This window comes from Chitinophaga polysaccharea (genome assembly GCF_902150045.1).
Taxonomy (GTDB): domain Bacteria; phylum Bacteroidota; class Bacteroidia; order Chitinophagales; family Chitinophagaceae; genus Chitinophaga; species Chitinophaga polysaccharea_A.
Map to the genome: position 1 here is coordinate 1,578,547 of NZ_CABFVU010000001.1, position 18,315 is coordinate 1,596,861.

The 18,315-nt window shown below is 47.8% G+C and carries 12 protein-coding genes; 2 read left to right on the plus strand and 10 right to left on the minus strand.

Annotated elements, in window-relative coordinates:
• Positions 1–5: 5 nt before the first annotated feature.
• The 7 genes from FN124_RS06375 to FN124_RS06405 form a co-directional block, all read right to left on the minus strand.
• Positions 6–3,221 carry a SusC/RagA family TonB-linked outer membrane protein gene (locus FN124_RS06375; RefSeq protein WP_142683908.1) on the minus strand — a complete coding sequence of 1,072 codons (3,216 nt, stop codon included), beginning with the start codon at positions 3,219–3,221 and terminating at the stop codon, positions 6–8.
• Positions 3,222–3,258: 37 nt separating this feature from the next.
• A complete protein-coding gene (locus FN124_RS06380) occupies positions 3,259–4,206 on the minus strand; it encodes a FecR family protein (RefSeq protein WP_142683909.1) in 948 nt (315 codons plus the stop codon).
• Between the two features lie 91 nt (positions 4,207–4,297).
• Positions 4,298–4,852, minus strand: a complete 555-nt coding sequence (locus FN124_RS06385; RefSeq protein WP_142683910.1) for an RNA polymerase sigma factor — start codon at positions 4,850–4,852, stop codon at positions 4,298–4,300.
• 196 nt (positions 4,853–5,048) lie between these two features.
• A complete protein-coding gene (locus FN124_RS06390; protein ID WP_185937112.1) occupies positions 5,049–5,903 on the minus strand; it encodes a DUF4249 domain-containing protein in 855 nt (284 codons plus the stop codon).
• Positions 5,904–5,913: 10 nt separating this feature from the next.
• Positions 5,914–8,556 (minus strand): TonB-dependent receptor, encoded by a 2,643-nt coding sequence (locus FN124_RS06395; RefSeq protein ID WP_142683912.1) that lies wholly within the window; start codon positions 8,554–8,556, stop codon positions 5,914–5,916.
• A gap of 50 nt (positions 8,557–8,606) precedes the next feature.
• Positions 8,607–9,584 (minus strand): FecR domain-containing protein, encoded by a 978-nt coding sequence (locus FN124_RS06400; RefSeq protein ID WP_142683913.1) that lies wholly within the window; start codon positions 9,582–9,584, stop codon positions 8,607–8,609.
• A gap of 97 nt (positions 9,585–9,681) precedes the next feature.
• Entirely contained in the window at positions 9,682–10,200 is a 519-nt protein-coding gene (locus FN124_RS06405) for an RNA polymerase sigma-70 factor (RefSeq protein ID WP_142683914.1), read from the minus strand.
• 119 nt (positions 10,201–10,319) lie between these two features.
• On the opposite strand from FN124_RS06405, the gene FN124_RS06410 reads away from it, so the two are divergent.
• Positions 10,320–11,345: a quinone-dependent dihydroorotate dehydrogenase gene (locus FN124_RS06410; RefSeq protein ID WP_142683915.1), complete on the plus strand. Its 1,026-nt coding sequence runs from the start codon at positions 10,320–10,322 to the stop codon at positions 11,343–11,345.
• Here FN124_RS06410 and FN124_RS06415 read toward each other — a convergent pair.
• The 3 genes from FN124_RS06415 to dnaB all read right to left on the minus strand — a co-directional run bounded on the left by FN124_RS06415 (position 11,339) and on the right by dnaB (position 15,409).
• The gene (locus tag FN124_RS06415) at positions 11,339–12,040 is read right to left on the minus strand and encodes a 16S rRNA (uracil(1498)-N(3))-methyltransferase (RefSeq protein ID WP_142683916.1); all 702 of its coding nucleotides are present in this window, start codon (positions 12,038–12,040) and stop codon (positions 11,339–11,341) included. The genes FN124_RS06410 and FN124_RS06415 overlap by 7 nt on opposite strands.
• Before the next feature lie 57 nt (positions 12,041–12,097).
• Positions 12,098–13,438: an MATE family efflux transporter gene (locus FN124_RS06420; protein ID WP_142683917.1), complete on the minus strand. Its 1,341-nt coding sequence runs from the start codon at positions 13,436–13,438 to the stop codon at positions 12,098–12,100.
• Between the two features lie 402 nt (positions 13,439–13,840).
• A complete protein-coding gene (gene dnaB, locus FN124_RS06425; protein WP_142683918.1) occupies positions 13,841–15,409 on the minus strand; it encodes a replicative DNA helicase in 1,569 nt (522 codons plus the stop codon).
• Positions 15,410–15,878: 469 nt separating this feature from the next.
• Here dnaB and pheT point away from each other — a divergent pair, with 469 nt between their 5' ends.
• Complete coding sequence (gene pheT / locus FN124_RS06430) at positions 15,879–18,308, plus strand: phenylalanine--tRNA ligase subunit beta (protein ID WP_142683919.1); 2,430 nt, start codon at positions 15,879–15,881, stop codon at positions 18,306–18,308.
• Positions 18,309–18,315: the final 7 nt, after the last annotated feature.

Sequence of the window (18,315 nt, forward strand, 5' to 3'; positions counted from 1 at the left end):
AGTTTTTAGAATGTTGCATTTAAGCCAAAGAGGAAAGAACGGGTCTTTGGATAAAAATTGCTGTTGTCAATGCCAGGTGTAAGTCCGCCCATATTGATTTCCGGATCAATTCCCGAATAGTTCGTGATCACGAAAAGGTTATTACCGGTAACGTATAAACGCAGTTTACGGATATACTTGTTTTCCATTGGAATACTGTAACCAATGGTAGCATTATCCAGCCGCAGGTAAGAGCCATTTTCCAGGAACCGGGAAGAAATAAAAGAGGCTTTGGTATCATTAGGCGATTCACCCTGTGAATACTGCGGGATATTGATGCTTCCTGCCTCATTGGGTGCATTCAGGTTGGCCAGGGTGGCATTCAGTATCTTGTTGCCCGATACGCCGCGCAAAAAGATATTGGCATCAAAATTACGCCAGGTAAAGCTGTTGCTCCAGCCATAAGTGAAAGCAGGTTGTGCATCTCCGCTGTATACACGGTCGGTGGAAGCAGGGTCGGTGATCACGTTTCCTTTGGAGCCCTGGTACTGCGACAATCCATCGGCATTTTTACCGAGGTACTGCCACAGATAGAATGAGCCCAGTGCATAACCGGCTTCTACCCGTTGTGATTTATTGCCGGATTGTCCGCGACCGCCCAGTTCAGCAGTTTCAAGGTATTTTACGGAGAAGATATCGTTGGAGAGAGATAATACCCTGTTTTTGTTATGTGCAATGTTGGCGGAGGAAGTCCATGTAAAATGCGCTGTTTTCACCGGTACTGCATTCACCTGCAGCTCAATGCCTTTATTACTCATAGATCCTACGTTAGCCAGCATGGTAGGAACAAAATACTGTGTAGTAGGCACGTTGTAGGAATAGATCAGGTCCGTGGTGCGCTTGTCATAAACATCTAAAGACAGTCCCAGTCGGCCTTTCAGTGTACTGAAGTCGATCCCGATATTCGCCATACCTGTGCGTTCCCACTTCAGGTCTGGGTTATCATTCTGTACCGGGCCGATCCCATTTATCAGTTTACCATCGTTATAGAATTTTCCGGTGATGTCATACCGGAGAATAGCGATCAGCGGATCAAACCCGAGGGAGTTACCAGTAACGCCATAGCCTGCACGAAGTTTCAGGTCATCTACCCAGGAAGCACCGGACAGGAAGCTTTCCTTATTGATTTTCCATGCGCCGGATATAGCGGGAAAATAGCCCCAGCGGTTATTGGCGCCAAAGGCAGAAGAGCCGTCCCTTCTCACAGAAGCGGTGAGCAGGTATTTTTCATTGAACTGGTAATTGGCTCTTGCATAGAATGAGATAAAGCGCAGGGTCTGGATACGGGTAGTGCCAAAATTAGGCAGGAATCCATCCACAGGGCTTCCCAGCCCGAGGTTATCGCCTTGTGTGGCGTCTGATACAAATCCCTGGTTGGAGGTCTGGAACCCGTCGCCGCGGCGATCTTCCTGCCAGGAGTAACCGGCCAGTAAGCGCAGGTCATGTTTCCCGGTGAGCAGGTCGTAGTTAAAATAAGTTTCCAGTACTTTCCTTGAATTCGTATAGGCGCTGCGGGTAGCCCTTCCTTTAACGCCCTGTGCGAGGCCGGATGCACGGTTGTTATAAATATCGCGGTTGATCTGTTCATCCTGCATGGATACGTTCAGGGTATAACGCAATCCTGGCAATAATTTCAGTTCAGCGCGGGCATTTCCCAGCATGATCTTGTTTTTGGTACGGTCGCTGTTATTATCTATCAGCGACACAGGGTTCAGATAGTTGCGGGTACGTGAAAAGTCCTCCTTATAAGTGCCGTCCGGGTTAAAGATATTCACGGTAGGCATATAGTTCAGCATGTTCATAAACACCAGCTCAGGGATCTGGTTCTGTGTGCTTAAACTGTTACTGATAGAAAGGTTCAGTTTTAACAGGTCGTTGAAAGCACGTTGTTCCAGGTTGGCTCTTACGTTTAGCCGTTCCAGTGACGATGTTTTCATGATGCCATTATTCTGCAGGTAGTTCACGCTTCCGTCGAATACTGTTTTTTCGTTGCCGCCTCCGAAGGAGATGTTGTGGCTGTGCGACAAGCCATTGCGGGTTACCAGTTTTTGCCAGTTGTTGTTGGCTTTATCGTCGTATGCAGGTGTGATCGTTTTTCCATTGTCCTGCAGGTATCTGGTAAGCTCACTGCTCGACATCATGCCAATGGAATTGGAGATACGCTCACTGGCTACATAGGCATTGTAGCTGATCCAGCTTTGGCCGGGTTTTGCGCGACGGGTGGTGATCATGATCACGCCATTGGCAGCGCGGGCGCCGTAAATGGCCGTGGAGGCCGCATCTTTCAGCACATCCATCGATACAATGTCTGAAGGCGATACCAATTGAATATTGGCGCCAGGAACACCATCAATTACATAGAAAGGCTGCTGCGCCTCTCCTTCACGGAAAGTAGAAGGACCACGCAGGATCACCGCTGGTGTGGCATTGGGATCACCGCTGCGGGTAATATTAAGGCCGGGCACTTTTCCCTGCAGCAACTGCTCCGGTGAGCTGAACACACCGGTGTTAAAATTCTCTGCGCCCACATGCGACACCGCGCCGGTAAGATCACCTTTGGTAGTAGAGCCATATCCTACTACCACCACGCTGCTTAGCAGGCTGGCATCTGATTTTAGTTTAACAGCCACCCGTTGCTGCCCGTTTAAAATTATACGGGTAGATTTATATCCCAGGGAAGTAAATAGCAGGGTATCGCCGGTATTATCAGCCTGCAGGGTAAAAGCCCCGTTGGGATCAGTGATACTGCCCTGTGTGTTTCCTTTTACCATTACGCTTACACCGGGTAAGCCCACACCGGTTTCTTCATCGGATACCTTACCGGTGATAGTGGTTTTACTTTTTTCCTTTTTAATGATGTATACGCCTTCCGTTGCGGAGAACTGGAAACCGCTTCCCTTCAGCAAAGCACGCAGCACTTCCTCTATTGGCTGTGAACGGAAGTCCTGTGTTTTCACCGACAGGTTCTTTAATAAAGCTGCGTCGTACACAATATCGGCGCCGCTTTGTTGCTGCAGCAGTTTCAGCGCATCTGCAAGCGGGCCTGCATTAATGTGCAGCTCCTGCACAATGGCCGTTTTCTGCTGGGACATGACGCTACCGCATAGCGACAGCATAAGCGCTACAAGAAAAATCTGTTTCACAGAGCTCCTTGTACGCAAGTGAATACTACGTACATTCATAAACGGATGTTTTAATTTCAGTTCAGGGAATAAATATTTATTGGTCTATAGAGTAATTTCCTGCGCCGGCAGATGTTATTTTCAGCTGATGATCCGTAAGATCTTCCATTACATTTATGATCTGCGTAATCGTTAAGTGCATATTGAGCGATCCGCTAATTTGCCTGTCAACAGGCCTTTTAACGTGGAACTTCACCGGGTAATAATTTTCCAGTAACATTAAGACATCTTCCACCGGCATATTATCGAACACAATTTTATCCTGCTTCCAGCCATTGATATCCGGCGAAGATACCGACAGCCTGGAGAAAGTATAGTTATTCCTGTTAACCTGCAACAGCTGATTAGCGGTTAAGATGCCCATTACCTGGCCTCCTTTGTGAACGCTTACTTTCCCCGTGCTCACACCTATTTCCAGCAACTGCTGAGGATAGGCCCTGATATGGAACGAGGTGCCCAGTACCTGCACCTGTAAACTGTCGGTAATAACGCTGAACGGGTGGCCCGGAGCCGGTGCTATATCAAAAAAAGCTTCTCCTGTTACCAGCTGCACCTGCCGGTCGCCCGTAAAATGATCGGGGTATTTCAGTATGGCATTGGCCCCCAGCCAGATACAGCTACTGTCCGGCAGCAACAACATTTTCTTTTCCCCAATGGCTGTATGCAATTCCAGCCACGCTACTTTTTGTGCCGCCCGGTTATTCATTACCCACCAGCCGCCTATGCCCATTACCAGCAATACAGCCGCAGCAGCGGCTATTTTCCTCCACAGGGTATGGATAGTAGCAGGTTGACCTGTACGCTCTTTTATGACCTTTAAAATGCTGCGACGCAGCTGTTCCCTGCTGCGTGCATCCTGCTCATTTACCGGACCAGCATCTTTCGCCAGTACATCCAGCCAGCTGTCAAGCAAATGCTCTTCTTCCGGGGTAGCTTTGCTATCCAGATATTTGCTGATGAGTGCATTTATTTTTGATCGGATCAAGGTGTGGTGTTTTATGAATAAGTTCCACAAACCACCCTTTTTAACTATTGGGATTAACGGCTTAACATTATGGTAATACGGGAGGAGAAAATCATAGGAACATTAACAGGCGATTCAGCAACGGCCGGGCTTTCTTATAGGCATTTCCCAGCTGGTTACGTACCGTTTGCTCGGCCGTACCATGCATCATGGCTATTTCCCGGATGCTCAGCTCATCAAAATGGTACCACTCAAATACCTGTCTTTCTTTTTCAGGTAAATGCTGAAGATCCTGCTGCAGCTGGTTCAGGATGTCTTTATGGATCAGGGTATTAAGAGTAAGCTCTGAGCGCAGCTCGCTATGGGTAACAAATTTTTCCAGGTGTTTTTCTTTTAATCCGTCATCGCGGAACTTACGGAGGATCTGCTTCCTCACAGCGCTAAACAGGTAATAACGGACATGGGTATGCAGCTCCAGCTGCTGCCGGCGCTCCCAGATACTGGTGAACAAGTCCTGTATGATGTCCTGTGCATCCTCTTCACTACCTGTTACTTTAGCTGCGTAGGCATACAGTTCTTCCCAGTAAGTATTGAAAATCAGCTCAAATAGTTTAAAATCACCAGTACGTAGCCGATGAATAAGATCAACGGGGAATTGTTCAGGCATACAAAAATATATATCCTAAAAATAGGGAGGTTTTTAAAAGAAAGAACGGGGTAACAAAAATATAGCGAAGTATTAATATAAGGGGAGAAAACGCTTAAAGCATACTTCTTTCTATAAACAAAGAAGGCCTTTACTGTGATATTATCTTATTTACAAATATCATTGAGAGAAGGGGGCTTTATTTTTAAACCGGCTGTTACTCTATTTTAAACACCATCTTCCGGGTATTGATGCCTCCTACAATACCATAGCCATTTGTAACATTACTGAATACCCTTACAGGCGAACCGGTAATAACATTACCGGATTCCCGCTGTGCGAAGAGTGTATTGAGATACTGGTAAGTGCCATAGGTGAGCGCACTTACTTCCACTGTCATTTCACCGGCATTCATGATAGGCTCCTCTGTTTGCAAAACAAAGGTTACCTGTTTTCCATTGAAGCGTTTATCATTCATGATAAGGCTGTTGTAATTGCCTTTGGAGAAGAAATCGGCCAGGCTGTTATTGAAGGCGGGGTCCAGCCTGAACAACAGGAATGTACCCCGGCCGGTGGCGGCATCGGTCATATAGATCCTTACCCGGTAGTAATCCGCTGAGGAGGGATGATCTTTCAAGGTAAACTCTACCCGGCTGCTGCTGCGCTGTGCGCCGGCATTATAGGCCAGTGGCGCCGCCGGCAGCGTGTCGGCGCCTGTTACCGGCTGCAGGCCAGGAGCCGTTACCGCTACTTTGTATTGCAGCCCCAGTACCGCTTTCCGGTCCGACACATAATAAGAAAGCCCTTTTATTACCTGTGTTTGCAGGGGCCATACAGACTCATCGCCGGCCGTAAGGGTCACAGCGGCGCCGGGAATATCTTTATACCCGGCATCGTCATACACGCTGGAAGGCACGCTGCGCGTTACACGGATATACACCACGCTATCCGGTTGTATCAGCGTGTTCACTACAATTTTATCGCCTTCATAAGGCAAACTGATCTCTTCTCTTTTTTCACATGCGCTTAACAGCATGGATAACCCGATCGCACCTACGAAAAACTGCTTCATACAAATCTCTTTAAAACTTAATCGCATAAGTGATACTGGGCAATATGGGCAGAATAGTTACTTTAGACAAATAACGCTGCTGTTGCACAGGATCTGCACTGATATAATAGTAATATGGGTTCTTCCGGTTGTATACGTTAAACACGCTCAGGTTCCAGCTCCTGGTCCACCGCTTTTTCTGCCTGCTCCATGTAATGCCTACATCCAGCCGGTGTACGGCTGCTCCCCGGTAATTGTTCCGGTTATCGTACCGGTCGATGCCCGTATTACCTGTGCCGGGCTCCCAGGGCGAGGCGCCATCTGTGCCTGCATACCCCGATACAGGCAAGGTAAACGGCATTCCGCTGTTAAAATGCCAGGAAGCGGAAAACTCCCAGTGCGGCCCCAGTTGCTGCACCAATACCAGTTCAATATCGTGGCGTGTATCGTACCTGTAAGGATAAATTTCCCCGTTGTTTATACCCGGAAACCGCCGGGTAGACCAGGCCAGCGTATACCCCACCCATCCGGTGGTGTTTCCTTTTTTTTTCTGTAGCATCAGCTCTGCACCATAACTCCAGCCTTTACCTACTGTTACGTTTTCATCCCAGCGCGTTTCAACCGGGGCAAGGATGCTGTTGCTCTCCTTATTTTCAATCATGTTGTGCATGGATTTGAAGTATCCCTCTAATGAAAATTCATACTTCAGGTTAGCCGTTGTTTTTGCCACACCGGCAGCTATCTGTTTCGAAAACATAGGCGCCACATTCTGCGTGGAAGGCACCCATATATCGGTAGGTAATGAGGTACCGTTACTGGAAAGTAAATGGATATACTGGTTCATATGCGTGTATGCCGCCTTTACCGCCCAGTTGCGCGGAAGCAGATAACGCAGTCCCAGCCTGGGTTGCAGCGAATAGTAAGAACGGCCTTCCACCAGGAACCCCGACGCATGCAAACCGATGCTTGCATAAAGGTCTGGCTTGATCTGCCAGTTGTCTTCTGCGTACAACGACAATTCCAGGCCGGTTACTCCCGGCGATTCATCCAGCGTATCCAGGGGTGTAACATGGCTGTCTTTATCTTCAAATACGGAGCTCCCCGGCTTGAAATTATGCATAGTGGAGATGGCTCCGAAACGGATAGAGTGGCGGGGATCAGGCCGGTAATCAAAATCTACGCGCCCGCCGCTGTTGGCCATACGCGAACTGTATCTTCCATATACATCCGACTTTTCGCCGGAAGCTGCCAGCGTATATTTATGTTCCAACTCCGTGAAAAATTTGTACTGCGAATAATTCAGCGTGATATTGGAAAACAGTTTGGGCCCATAGATGTGGTTCCACCGTATAGCCGCAATGGTATTGCCCCAGCCCACATGAAATTTCATTTTCTCACCAACATACTTCGATGGGTTACTGGCATATGAAGTATCATCCACCGTTTGTTTAAGTAACAGGTTATCTTCTCCCTGGTAAAAGCTGAGGAACAGGCGATCTTTGGAGGAAAAAATATGATTCACCTTCGCGTTGATATCATAAAAGAAAGCCTGGAAATTGCCACCGGAGCCCAGTGTATTATCTACCTGAAAAGCTGCATTTATAAAGAGATCAGGATATGAGCGGCGGGCAGATAACATGAACGAGGTTTTATCTTTTACAATAGGTCCTTCTATATTAAACTTGGCGGCGATCAGCCCTATAGATGCATCTCCGTGATAGTTTTTCATATCGCCTTCTTTCATGGCAATATCCACCACGGAAGAGATCCTGCCGCCGAAACGCGCGGGGAAGGCGCCTTTATACAGATCGGTTGTTTTTACCACGTTGGCGTTCAGCAGGGAGTATACCCCAAAAAAATGTGAGAAATTAAATACCGGGGAACCATCTATCAATACCAGGTTCTGATCAGGGCCGCCGCCCCGTACATACAGGCCACCGGCTCCATCGGCACCACCACTCACACCTGGCAGCGATTGCAGCGTGCGCATCACATCCACTTCTCCGAGTAAGCGGGGCATGGCCTGCAGCTCAGAAGTGTTCAGGTTTACCTTGCTCATCTGGGTCTGCTCCTGCAATTTTACACTTTCCTTTGCGCTGATCACCACTTCCTTTAAACTACCCAGGGGCTGCAGGTGAATATTGATCATCTGGTTACCTTTTGCAGCAACCTTTTGCACGAAAGGCTGGTAACCTATGTAAGAAATCACGAGGCTGTTGGTATCTTTTACCGTGGTTAAACTATAAAATCCATACTGGTTGGCAGTAGTGCCCTGTTTGAGCACAGGCGAATATACCGTGGCGCCGATCAGGTTCTCACCACTTACCGCATCTTTGACAAAGCCGCTGATGGTACGGCTGCTGCGTTGCACAGGCGATAGCACAACCTGTTCGCCTACACGGGCAAACCGGATATCATCGGGGGCAAACAGTTCATCCAGTACCTTTTTAAGACGTTGCTGATGGATGGTTAAGGTAACTTTCCGTGACAGGTTAACAAGTTCCCTGCTGTATGAAAAATGAATACCATATTCTTTTTCCAATAATCCACATACTGCCTCAATGGGCTGATCTTTTACTACTACCGTTACTCTTGTTTGCCAGTCCCACCCAAAAGCAGAGAGGGGAAAACTTAATATCAATATTCCCGTCAGCAGTTTTAAGGCTAACGACATAATATAGCTAAATTGAAAGTGTGACTACAGCTCTAGCTGAGGACTAAAACCTATTTTAATTTGTATTGACGGTCGTTTACTTTTTCATATGAAGCATTCAGCATAAGTGCCAGCGATTTCATCACCTCTTCTGTCGACTCATCCGTGAAGTTAGCCCGTACCGGGAGTTTCAGCAGGTCGGTATCCATTACTTCCACTTTGATATCATATATTTCGGTAATAGTATGCAATACTTCTTCCAGCGGCGTATCATGAAAAGACAATGACCTTTTACCCATATCAGTTACATGAGATGCGATACGGAAAGAAGGCCTGTTATCATCGCTCTGCAGCAACATACCATCGGTAAGCAATACGCTGTCTTTCTTATCATGATTGATCACCATTACTTTTCCACTGCTTACATGCACTTTCAGGGTGGCGGCGCCAGGTTCATAGTTGATCATAAACCGGGTGCCCAGCACTTTTACTTCATTATGCCCGAGGATGATCACAAACGGGTTTTCCGCGCTGCCGTGTACATCAAAACTGGCAGCACCGGTAAGTGTTACTTTCCGGTTATTGCTGCTGAAGCCCTTTGCAAGCGCCAGCTTCGCACCGCCTGACAGCTGCACCTGGCTTCCATCGCTTAAAACTGCGCTTATGGGGCCGGCGTATACCTGTTCCGGCTTGCTGCGTGTGAGGAACCACCATCCTGTACCCAAAGCCACCAGTAATACAGCGGCCACTTTCAGCCAGGTAAAACGTGGTTTGGGCTTAATGGCGATCAGTGCCGGCTTGTCATCTATTTTTTCCCTGAGCTGGGACCAGGCGTAGCCGGTATCTGCAGCCACCGTTTTTTCATTGGCGGCAGCTGTATCGAGCACCTTTCCCAACGATACCAGCAGGGCCATATTACCTGGATCCCTTTCCTTCCATTCTTCCACCCACGCACGCTCCTCCGCGTCCGCTTCATCAAGCAGATACTTGCAGAGCAAGGTGTACAGCGCCTCGTCGGGCAGTGCCTCGTTAGGAAAAGATGGTGTCATCTGTTGTTGTAAGTTTTTACAGTCGTCGCCCTGGGGCGGTAATATATTAATAAGACGCGCGGGAAATAACGATGCCCCTATGCGCCCGGAAATATTTTCAAAACAGGAACCCTGTCAGCAATGGCAGGTACTCTTTCAATTCCTCATGGAGGATCTTCAATGCTTTGCCCATCTGGTTTTCCACCGTTTTTACGGAGATATTCATTGCCTCCGCTATTTCTGCATATTTCATATGCTGCTGGCGGCTGAGGATAAATACTTCGCGACAGCGCTCCGGCAACCTTTCCAGTGCCTGCCGGTACAGCCGTTCCAGCTCTTTTATTTCTTCGCCTGCACCAACAGTGACCTCTTTGCTCTTCCCGTACCCGTTCTCCTTTTCAGAACGCACAACATCCTTGCGCCACTGGCTGATGGCGGTATTACGAATGGCAGAAAACAAATATGCTTTTACCGGCCCGGTAATAGTGATAGTATCCCTTTTTTCCCACAAACGCAGGAATACCTGTTGTACTATCTCCTCCGCTACATGGGAATCCCCGGTGTAGTGGGTGGCAAAGGCCAGGCAATGAGCATGGTTTTCCTTAAATAATGCTTCAAATGTCTGGAGCTCGAGCATGATGAAGGGCAAATATAGGAAGGATTTTTACTTGCGCGAATTTTGTTCTTGCACCTGCATGCACAAAATTCGCCTCCCTTCTTGCTCCCAACCGGGTAATGCTTATCTTTGTCCCCGCAATGTACAACCTGATCAAAAAATTCCTCTTCCGCTATCCGCCGGAAAGTATTCACCATAGCGTAATGCGTGGTATTAAGACAGTTTATTCGTTACCACTGGGAAAAAATATCCTGAATGCCTTTTGCGGCGTTAAAACCCCGGGCATGGAACGCGAAGTATTCGGGCTTAAATTTTCTAACCCGGTAGGACTGGCGGCTGGTTTCGATAAGGATGCAAAGTATATTGATGAACTTACCTGCCTCGGTTTTGGTTTTGTGGAGATAGGTACTGTAACGCCGCTGCCCCAGCCGGGAAATGAGCAACCACGGTTGTTCCGCCTGCCGGAAGATAAGGCCCTTATTAACCGTATGGGCTTTAACAACGAAGGCGCCGTAGCCGCCGCAAAAAGGCTGCAACGCAAAAAATCCAATATTATCGTAGGTGGCAACATCGGGAAAAATAAACTGACCCCGAATGAAGAAGCAGTAAGCGATTATGAAAAGTGCTTTCATGCACTATACGATGGCGTAGATTATTTTGTGGTGAACGTAAGTTCTCCCAACACGCCAAACCTCCGCGCCTTGCAGGAAAAAGAGCCGTTAAAACAACTGTTGCATCACCTGCAGGTATTGAATGCACAGAAAATAAAACCCAAACCCATCTTACTTAAAATAGCACCGGATCTTACTACCGAACAGCTGGATGATATCATTGAAATTGTAAAGGAAACTAAGCTGGCAGGTATTGTAGCTACCAACACCACCATCAGCAGGGCAGGATTAAAAACACCTGCTGCGGAAGTGAATGATATCGGCGCCGGTGGGCTCAGCGGCCTGCCTGTAAAAAAGAAAGCAACAGAAGTGATCCGCTATATTCATACCCATAGCCAGGGCAGTATTCCTATTATTGCAGTGGGCGGTATTTTCACTGCTGAAGACGCACAGGAAAAGCTGGATGCAGGGGCCGCACTGGTACAGGTTTATACCGGCTTTATTTATGAAGGCCCAACTATTGTGAAAAAGATCTGCGCCGGCTTACGTCAGTAACCGGCATTCATCAGCGTTACCGCCACCATACCCGCCGTTTCTGTACGCAGGCGGGTATCGCCCAGTGATACCGGAACAAAACCTTCTTCCAGCGCCAGTTTTATTTCTTCCGATGTAAAATCCCCCTCCGGTCCTATCAGTATAATTGTATCTTTCCCGGGCTGCATCACCTGTTGCAACGGGGTCTTCTGCTCCGGCAAACAATGCGCAACAAACCGTTGCGGGTCTTTATTATTCTTCACCAGTTTATCAAACGCCTGCGGCTCCTGCAGCTCCGGTAAATAAAACTGCTGCGACTGCAGCATAGCTGATACAAGGATATTCTGCAGCCGTTCCGGTTTTATCTTTTCTTTCTCCGTACGCTGGGTCACCAACGGGATAATGGTCTGAATACCGATCTCCGTAGCCTTCTCCAGGAACCATTCTATACGCGACGCGTTTTTCGTGAAAGAGATAGCGATCCGCAACGCCCTGGCAGGAACAGGCACCATTTCGTATGATAATATCTTTACTACACATTTCTTACGGTTATCATCGGTGATCACCGCGGTAAATTTATGGCCCCGCCCATCTGCCAGTATCACCTCATCGCCCTTTTCATGACGAAGCACCTGGATACAATACTTGGATGTATCCTCGTTCATAGTATATGCTGTGGCATCCGGCTGTATTTCCGGCGCATAAAAAACTGACATATGGTGGTTTTAATTCTCCTGACCTGCGAAGATAATATAGGAAGACTGATATCCGCGTTACAGTTTCTTTGTTTTGATCTGGAACCGTGCGAACAACAGCAGGGAAGCCACCAGTAAGCCCAGCAGCAGCGCCCACCATACGCCTTCCACACCATAGCCCAGTTTGATGCCCAACAGGTAACCCAAAGGAATACCCAGCACCCAGTAGGCCAGCAAGGTGATCACGGTAGGGATACGCACATCGCCCAGACCGCGCAGGATACCAAGTCCCACTACCTGCATACCATCAAACAACTGGAAAAACGCAGCAATGATCAGTAAACGGGAAGCGATCACAATCACCTGCGGATCCTGGATATAGAAAGATGGCAACAGACGGTTACCCAATGTAAACAACAAAGCAGCGCCTCCCATCAGCAACAGCACCATATGATAACTGGCTATGGCAGACAAACGTAATTCCCGGAAATCTTTCTTCCCGAAATTATTGCCGCTTTTAATACCGGCTGCGGCAGAGATACCGCTGGCCATCATATAGGTCATTGCAGCAAGGCTCAATGCTATCTGGTGGGCGGCCAGTTCCGCAGCGCCCATCCAGCCTACCATTACGGCGGCGCCGCTGAAAGCGCTTACTTCAAAAAGATATTGCATGGCCACCGGCGTACCTATGCCCAGGATCTTTTTAATGGCAGCCGCCTGCAGGTTTTTAAACCCGAACGATTGCAGGTAGGGTTTAAAACGGGGCGCACGCAACACATAAATGGCCATGGTGATCCCCATAACCAGGCGGTCTGTAAAGGTGGCAATCCCCACGCCGATCACGCCCATGCGGGGAAGGCCGAACAAGCCGTACACCAGGGTGATCCCTATCAGGATATTGAGCACATTCCCGATAATACTGATGTTCATGGCCTGTCGTGTAAAGCCCAGCCCTTCCGCAAATTGTTTGAAGGAAAGGAAAAGCATCAGCGGGATAAAGGAAAAGCCCAGGAAACGCAGGAAAGGCCTCGCCTGGTCCGCCACATCCCCCTCCTGGTGCAGGAAAGATAAATGGCCGCTGCCTACATAAATTACAGCCGACAACAGCACGCCCACTACCATATTAATAATGAGACTATGACTCAATAAATGCCCGATGGCGCCTTTATTGCCACGCCCGTTTTCCTGTGCAATCAACGGAGTAAGGCCATAAGACATACCTATACCCGCCACCATAAATATGGAGAACAAACCATTACCCAGTGATACCGCTGCCAGCGGTACCTTCCCGGTATGACCAATGATAATACTATCCGATAATGCTACTAACGTGTGTCCCAACTGGGATATAACTACTGGATAGGCTAAACTGAAATTGTCTTTGTAGTGTCCTTTGTACTTTAAATACAGCTGTTTCATTGATTGCTCTGGTATTAAGCGCGAATTTTGTCTTGGAACACTGATTACGCTGATTATGATGATTTCGCTGATGTTTTTTTTAATTTAAGAAACACCTTTTAAGATCTTTAAAATAGCTGCTGAATTAGTTTTAAAGATTAAAAAAAATCCGTGAAATCATTATATCAGTGTTCCAAAAAATAGTTGCTGAGTTAGTTCTAAAAGATTCTAAAAAAAATCAGCGTAGTCATCATATCAGTGTTCAAAAAAATAGCTGCTGATTTAGTTCTAAAAGACTTTAAAAAAACATCAGCGAAATCATCATAATCAGCGTAATCAGTGTTCCAAGACAAAATCCGCGCGCGTATAAAAAAGGCCGGCGATCTTCTCGATGCCGGCCTTTAGCAATATCTTTTTTATGCGCTAAAATGGTGCATCTTCAAATCCTTCATCGAAGTTCATGTCATTCATCTTGGATCCCTTCTGGATATACAGCTTCGCTTCGTCGTTGCTGCCTCCGCCCTGCTGCGGACGGTTGATTCCTGCGAATGGACTGCCTCCGCCGGGGTTTTCCAGGCTGCCATCATCTTCAAAGCGCTGGTATTCCAGTACAGCCCTGAGTTTGATAGTATCCAGCTGACCATTACGGTGCTTGGCTATACGAACGTGGGTTTCACCTTTATTGGATTCGCCCATTTCATTGGTATTGATTTCATAATATTCAGGTCGGTACAGGAACATTACCATGTCCGCATCCTGCTCGATGGCGCCCGATTCACGGAGATCGCTCAGCTGGGGCATTTTATTACCGTCTTTACGCTTTTCCACATCACGGCTCAGCTGCGAGAGGGCGATTACCGGAACCTGAAGCTCTTTTGCCAGTCCTTTCAGATCGCGGGAAATTTTACTGATCTCCTGTTCACGGTTGGATCCTTTACCATCGCCACTGCCGCTCATGAGCTGGAGGTAGTCGATGATGATAACACCTACACCGTGGTTATGCACCAGCCTGCGGCATTTGGCCCGCAGCTCAAAGATGTTGAGGGCCGGGGTATCGTCAATGAAGATGGGGGCTTTGGCCAGGCGTTCAATACCATGGGTCATCAGCTTCTTCATTTCATATTCTTCCAGCTTACCACGGGAAATCTTTTCCAGCTTTATTTCTGATTCGGCCGAGAGGATACGTTGTACGATCTGGCCGGACGACATTTCAAGGGAAAATACCGCTGCCCCTTTCGGGAAGCGGGGGTGAAGAGCGGCGTTGCGCGCAAGGTTCAGCGCAAAAGCGGTTTTACCTACCGACGGACGGGCAGCTATGATGATCAGATCCGTAGACTGCCAGCCATAGGTTACCTTATCCAGTGATGGGAACCCGGAAGGTACCCCGGTGATATCATCTCCTTTATTCCGCAGGTCCTCGATACGCTTCATGGTGTTCACCAGTACACGGTCGATGGAATCGTAGTTTTTACGGAGGTGATTATTCGTGACTTCAAATAGTTTTGATTCCGCGCTGTCCAGCAGGTCAAACACATCCGCCGTGTCTTCATAAGACTCTGTCAGGATTTCCCCTGAAATGCGGATCAGTTCCCTTTGAATAAATTTCTGGAGGATGATACGGGCATGCGCTTCAATATTTGCGGAAGACACCACCATGTTGGTGAGCTTCATAACGGTAAATGGTCCGCCGATCTGTTCCAGTAAGCCCATCGATTTCAGCTCTTCTGTAACGGTGAGGATATCCACCGGCATCGACTTACCCGCCAGGCGGGTCATGGCACTAAAAATAATCTGGTGTGCTTCTACATAAAAACACTCTCCCTTCAATATCTCTATAACGGTGTCGAATGCACCTTTTTCCAGCATTACGGCTCCCAAAACAGCTTCTTCCAATTCTTTAGCCTGTGGTGGTATCTTGCCATACACCAAGGATGACACATCAATGGACGGTTTTCTGCGCACATTGCGGTCCTTCTTAAGATTGAGATCCATTTATGGTTAGTGTATTAAAAAAAGTTAATAAAAGGTTACTGTCAATGGGCCTTTCCTTTGTTTTTACAATCGATATCTGCATTTTCCCGCATTCTATAGGGCGATAGCTACGTTAAGAAATTGTAAACTTTTTCAAGCCGAGCAAACTAAGGTAAAGGCATTTTTCCGATTAATGCCCTCTCTTTCGTTATTAAATTTATTAAGCCCCATACACAGGTTATCCACAAGCAAAATGTCAGTTGTCCACTGACAGCAATATGGTTATCCACCAAAACACAGGAAATTCCCATGCAAAGGTCTGATTATTCACACACATTGTGAGAAAAGATTTTCCACATCCTGCAAAAATACAGCACCATGGCGGTTCTATGGCGTTTTTAAATCCAAAGAATCAAAGTGGATAAGCCGCAAAGCCTGAAAATCAATTCTAGTTGTTAACTTTACGCCACTTTATAAACCGAGCAGATAAATGACGATTTCATACAACTGGCTATGTGAATATTTACCGGTAAAGCCTACACCGGAGGAACTGTCTACCATTTTAACCAGAATTGGACTGGAGGTGGAAAGCCTGGAGAAATTTGAGGCAGTAAAGGGAAGTCTGGCTGGATTAGTGATCGGCGAAGTACTGACGGCAGAAAAACACCCCAACGCCGACAAGCTGAAACTCACCACCGTTAACACCGGCAACGGTGAGCCCCTGCATATAGTTTGCGGCGCTCCCAATGTAGCCCCCGGGCAAAAAGTAGTGGTGGCCCCCATTGGTACCACCATCTACCCACTGGGTGGCGAACCGCTTACCATGAAAAAAGCAAAGATCCGTGGAGAAGAAAGCCAGGGAATGATTTGCGCGGAAGACGAAATAGGCCTGGGTAACAGCCATGATGGCATACTGGTGCTCGACGCCTCCCTGCAACCGGGCACTCCCGCCGGCGAAGTGTTTAAACCCGCACAGGATCACATCTTCGAAATAGGGCTTACCCCCAACCGTATGGACGCCATGAGCCATATCGGCGTGGCTAAAGACGTTTGCGCTTTCCTTAATAATATAGAACAAACACATAAATACCAGGTAAAACTGCCTGAAATAAAGGCCCTGCCTAAAGCAGATACCCCTTTGGCCATCAGCGTTACCATCGAAAACACAGATGCCTGCCCCCGGTACAGCGGTATTTCCATTACCGGCGTTCAGGTGGCCCCATCCCCGGAATGGCTGAAAGCCAGGCTCACCGCCATCGGCGTTCGCCCTATCAACAACATTGTGGATATCACCAACTTCATTTTGCATGAAACCGGCCAGCCCCTGCACGCTTTTGATGCTGCGGCTGTAAAAGGCAATGCCATAGTGGTGAAAAACCTGCCGCAGGGCACTCCCTTTGTTACACTGGATGAAAAAGAAAGGAAACTGGAGGCTACCGACCTGATGATCTGCAACGGCGCAGGCGAAGGCATGTGCATAGCAGGCGTATTTGGCGGATTGTACTCCGGTGTGACAGATGCCACCCATAATATTTTCCTGGAAAGCGCCTTTTTCAGTGCAGGCGGGATCCGTACTACCTCTTTCCGGCACGGGCTGAGGACTGATGCCGCCACCCGTTTTGAAAAAGGGGTGGATATTTCCAATGTGGTGTTTGCCCTTCAACGCGCGGCTGATCTCATCTGTGAGCTCAGCGGCGGTAAAGCAGCTTCTGAGATCATTGATTTGTATCCCTCTGTTAAAGTAAAAACACAGGTGGAAACTACGTATAGCTATATCCGTAAACTCAGTGGTGGCAATTATCCTGACACCAGGATCAAAAATATCCTGCGCAGCCTGGGCTTCGATATCCTGTCCGAAACCGAGGAAGGTCTGCGTGTAGCCGTGCCCTTCAGTAAACCGGATATCAGCCTGCCGGCCGATCTGGTGGAAGAAGTAATGCGGATCGACGGACTTGATAATATTGAGATCCCGTCTAAAATTACCATCTCCCCGGCCCTCTCCGCCCAGCCGGATGCCGAAAGGGTGAAGGAGAAAGTTGCTGATTATCTTGCCGGTAACGGGTTCAACGAAATATTCACCAACTCTATCACCAACAGTAAATACTATACACCGGAGGTGCTGGAACATGCGGTAAAAATGATGAACAGCCTTACCGTGGAACTGGATATCATGCGCCCTTCCATGCTGGAAACCGGCCTGGAAAGCGTTGCCCATAACCTGAACCGCAAAAACGAAGACCTCCTTTTCTTCGAATTCGGTAAAACCTACCGTGTGCTGGAAAAAGGCTATGGTGAAAATAATCACCTTGTACTATATCTCACCGGTAAAAAAACAGCGGAAACCTGGATGCACAAATCCAGTCCGGTCGACTTCTATTTCCTGAAAGGATTTGTGATCAATATCCTGCAGCAACTGGGCTATAAGCAGTTCACCTGGGCAGAAAGCACTGAACCGGGCCTGCAGCCGTCGTGGGACATCAAGGTAAAAAACCAGGTGGTAGTTACACTGGGAGGCGTGCCCACGGCTAAATTGAAGCAGTTTGATATCCGCCAGCCGGTATGGTATGCTACCTTCAACTGGGATAAAATACTGGGACTCTTGCAAAAAAGTGATAACTTTTACAAGGAAATACCGAAATTCCAGGCAGTACGGAGAGACCTGGCGTTGGTGCTTGATAAACAGGTAAAATTTGCCGCAGTGGAATCAGCAGCTCGCAGCGTGAAATCCGGCCTGTTACAACAGGTAAACCTGTTCGATGTATTTGAGAGTGAAAAACTGGGGGCTAATAAGAAGTCGTACGCCGTGAGCTTTACCTTCCTGGACCCTCAGAAAACACTTACAGATAAGGAAATTGATGGTGTAATGGACAAACTTATCAAAACGTTTGAAACACAGTTACAGGCGGAGATAAGAAAATAAGTATATT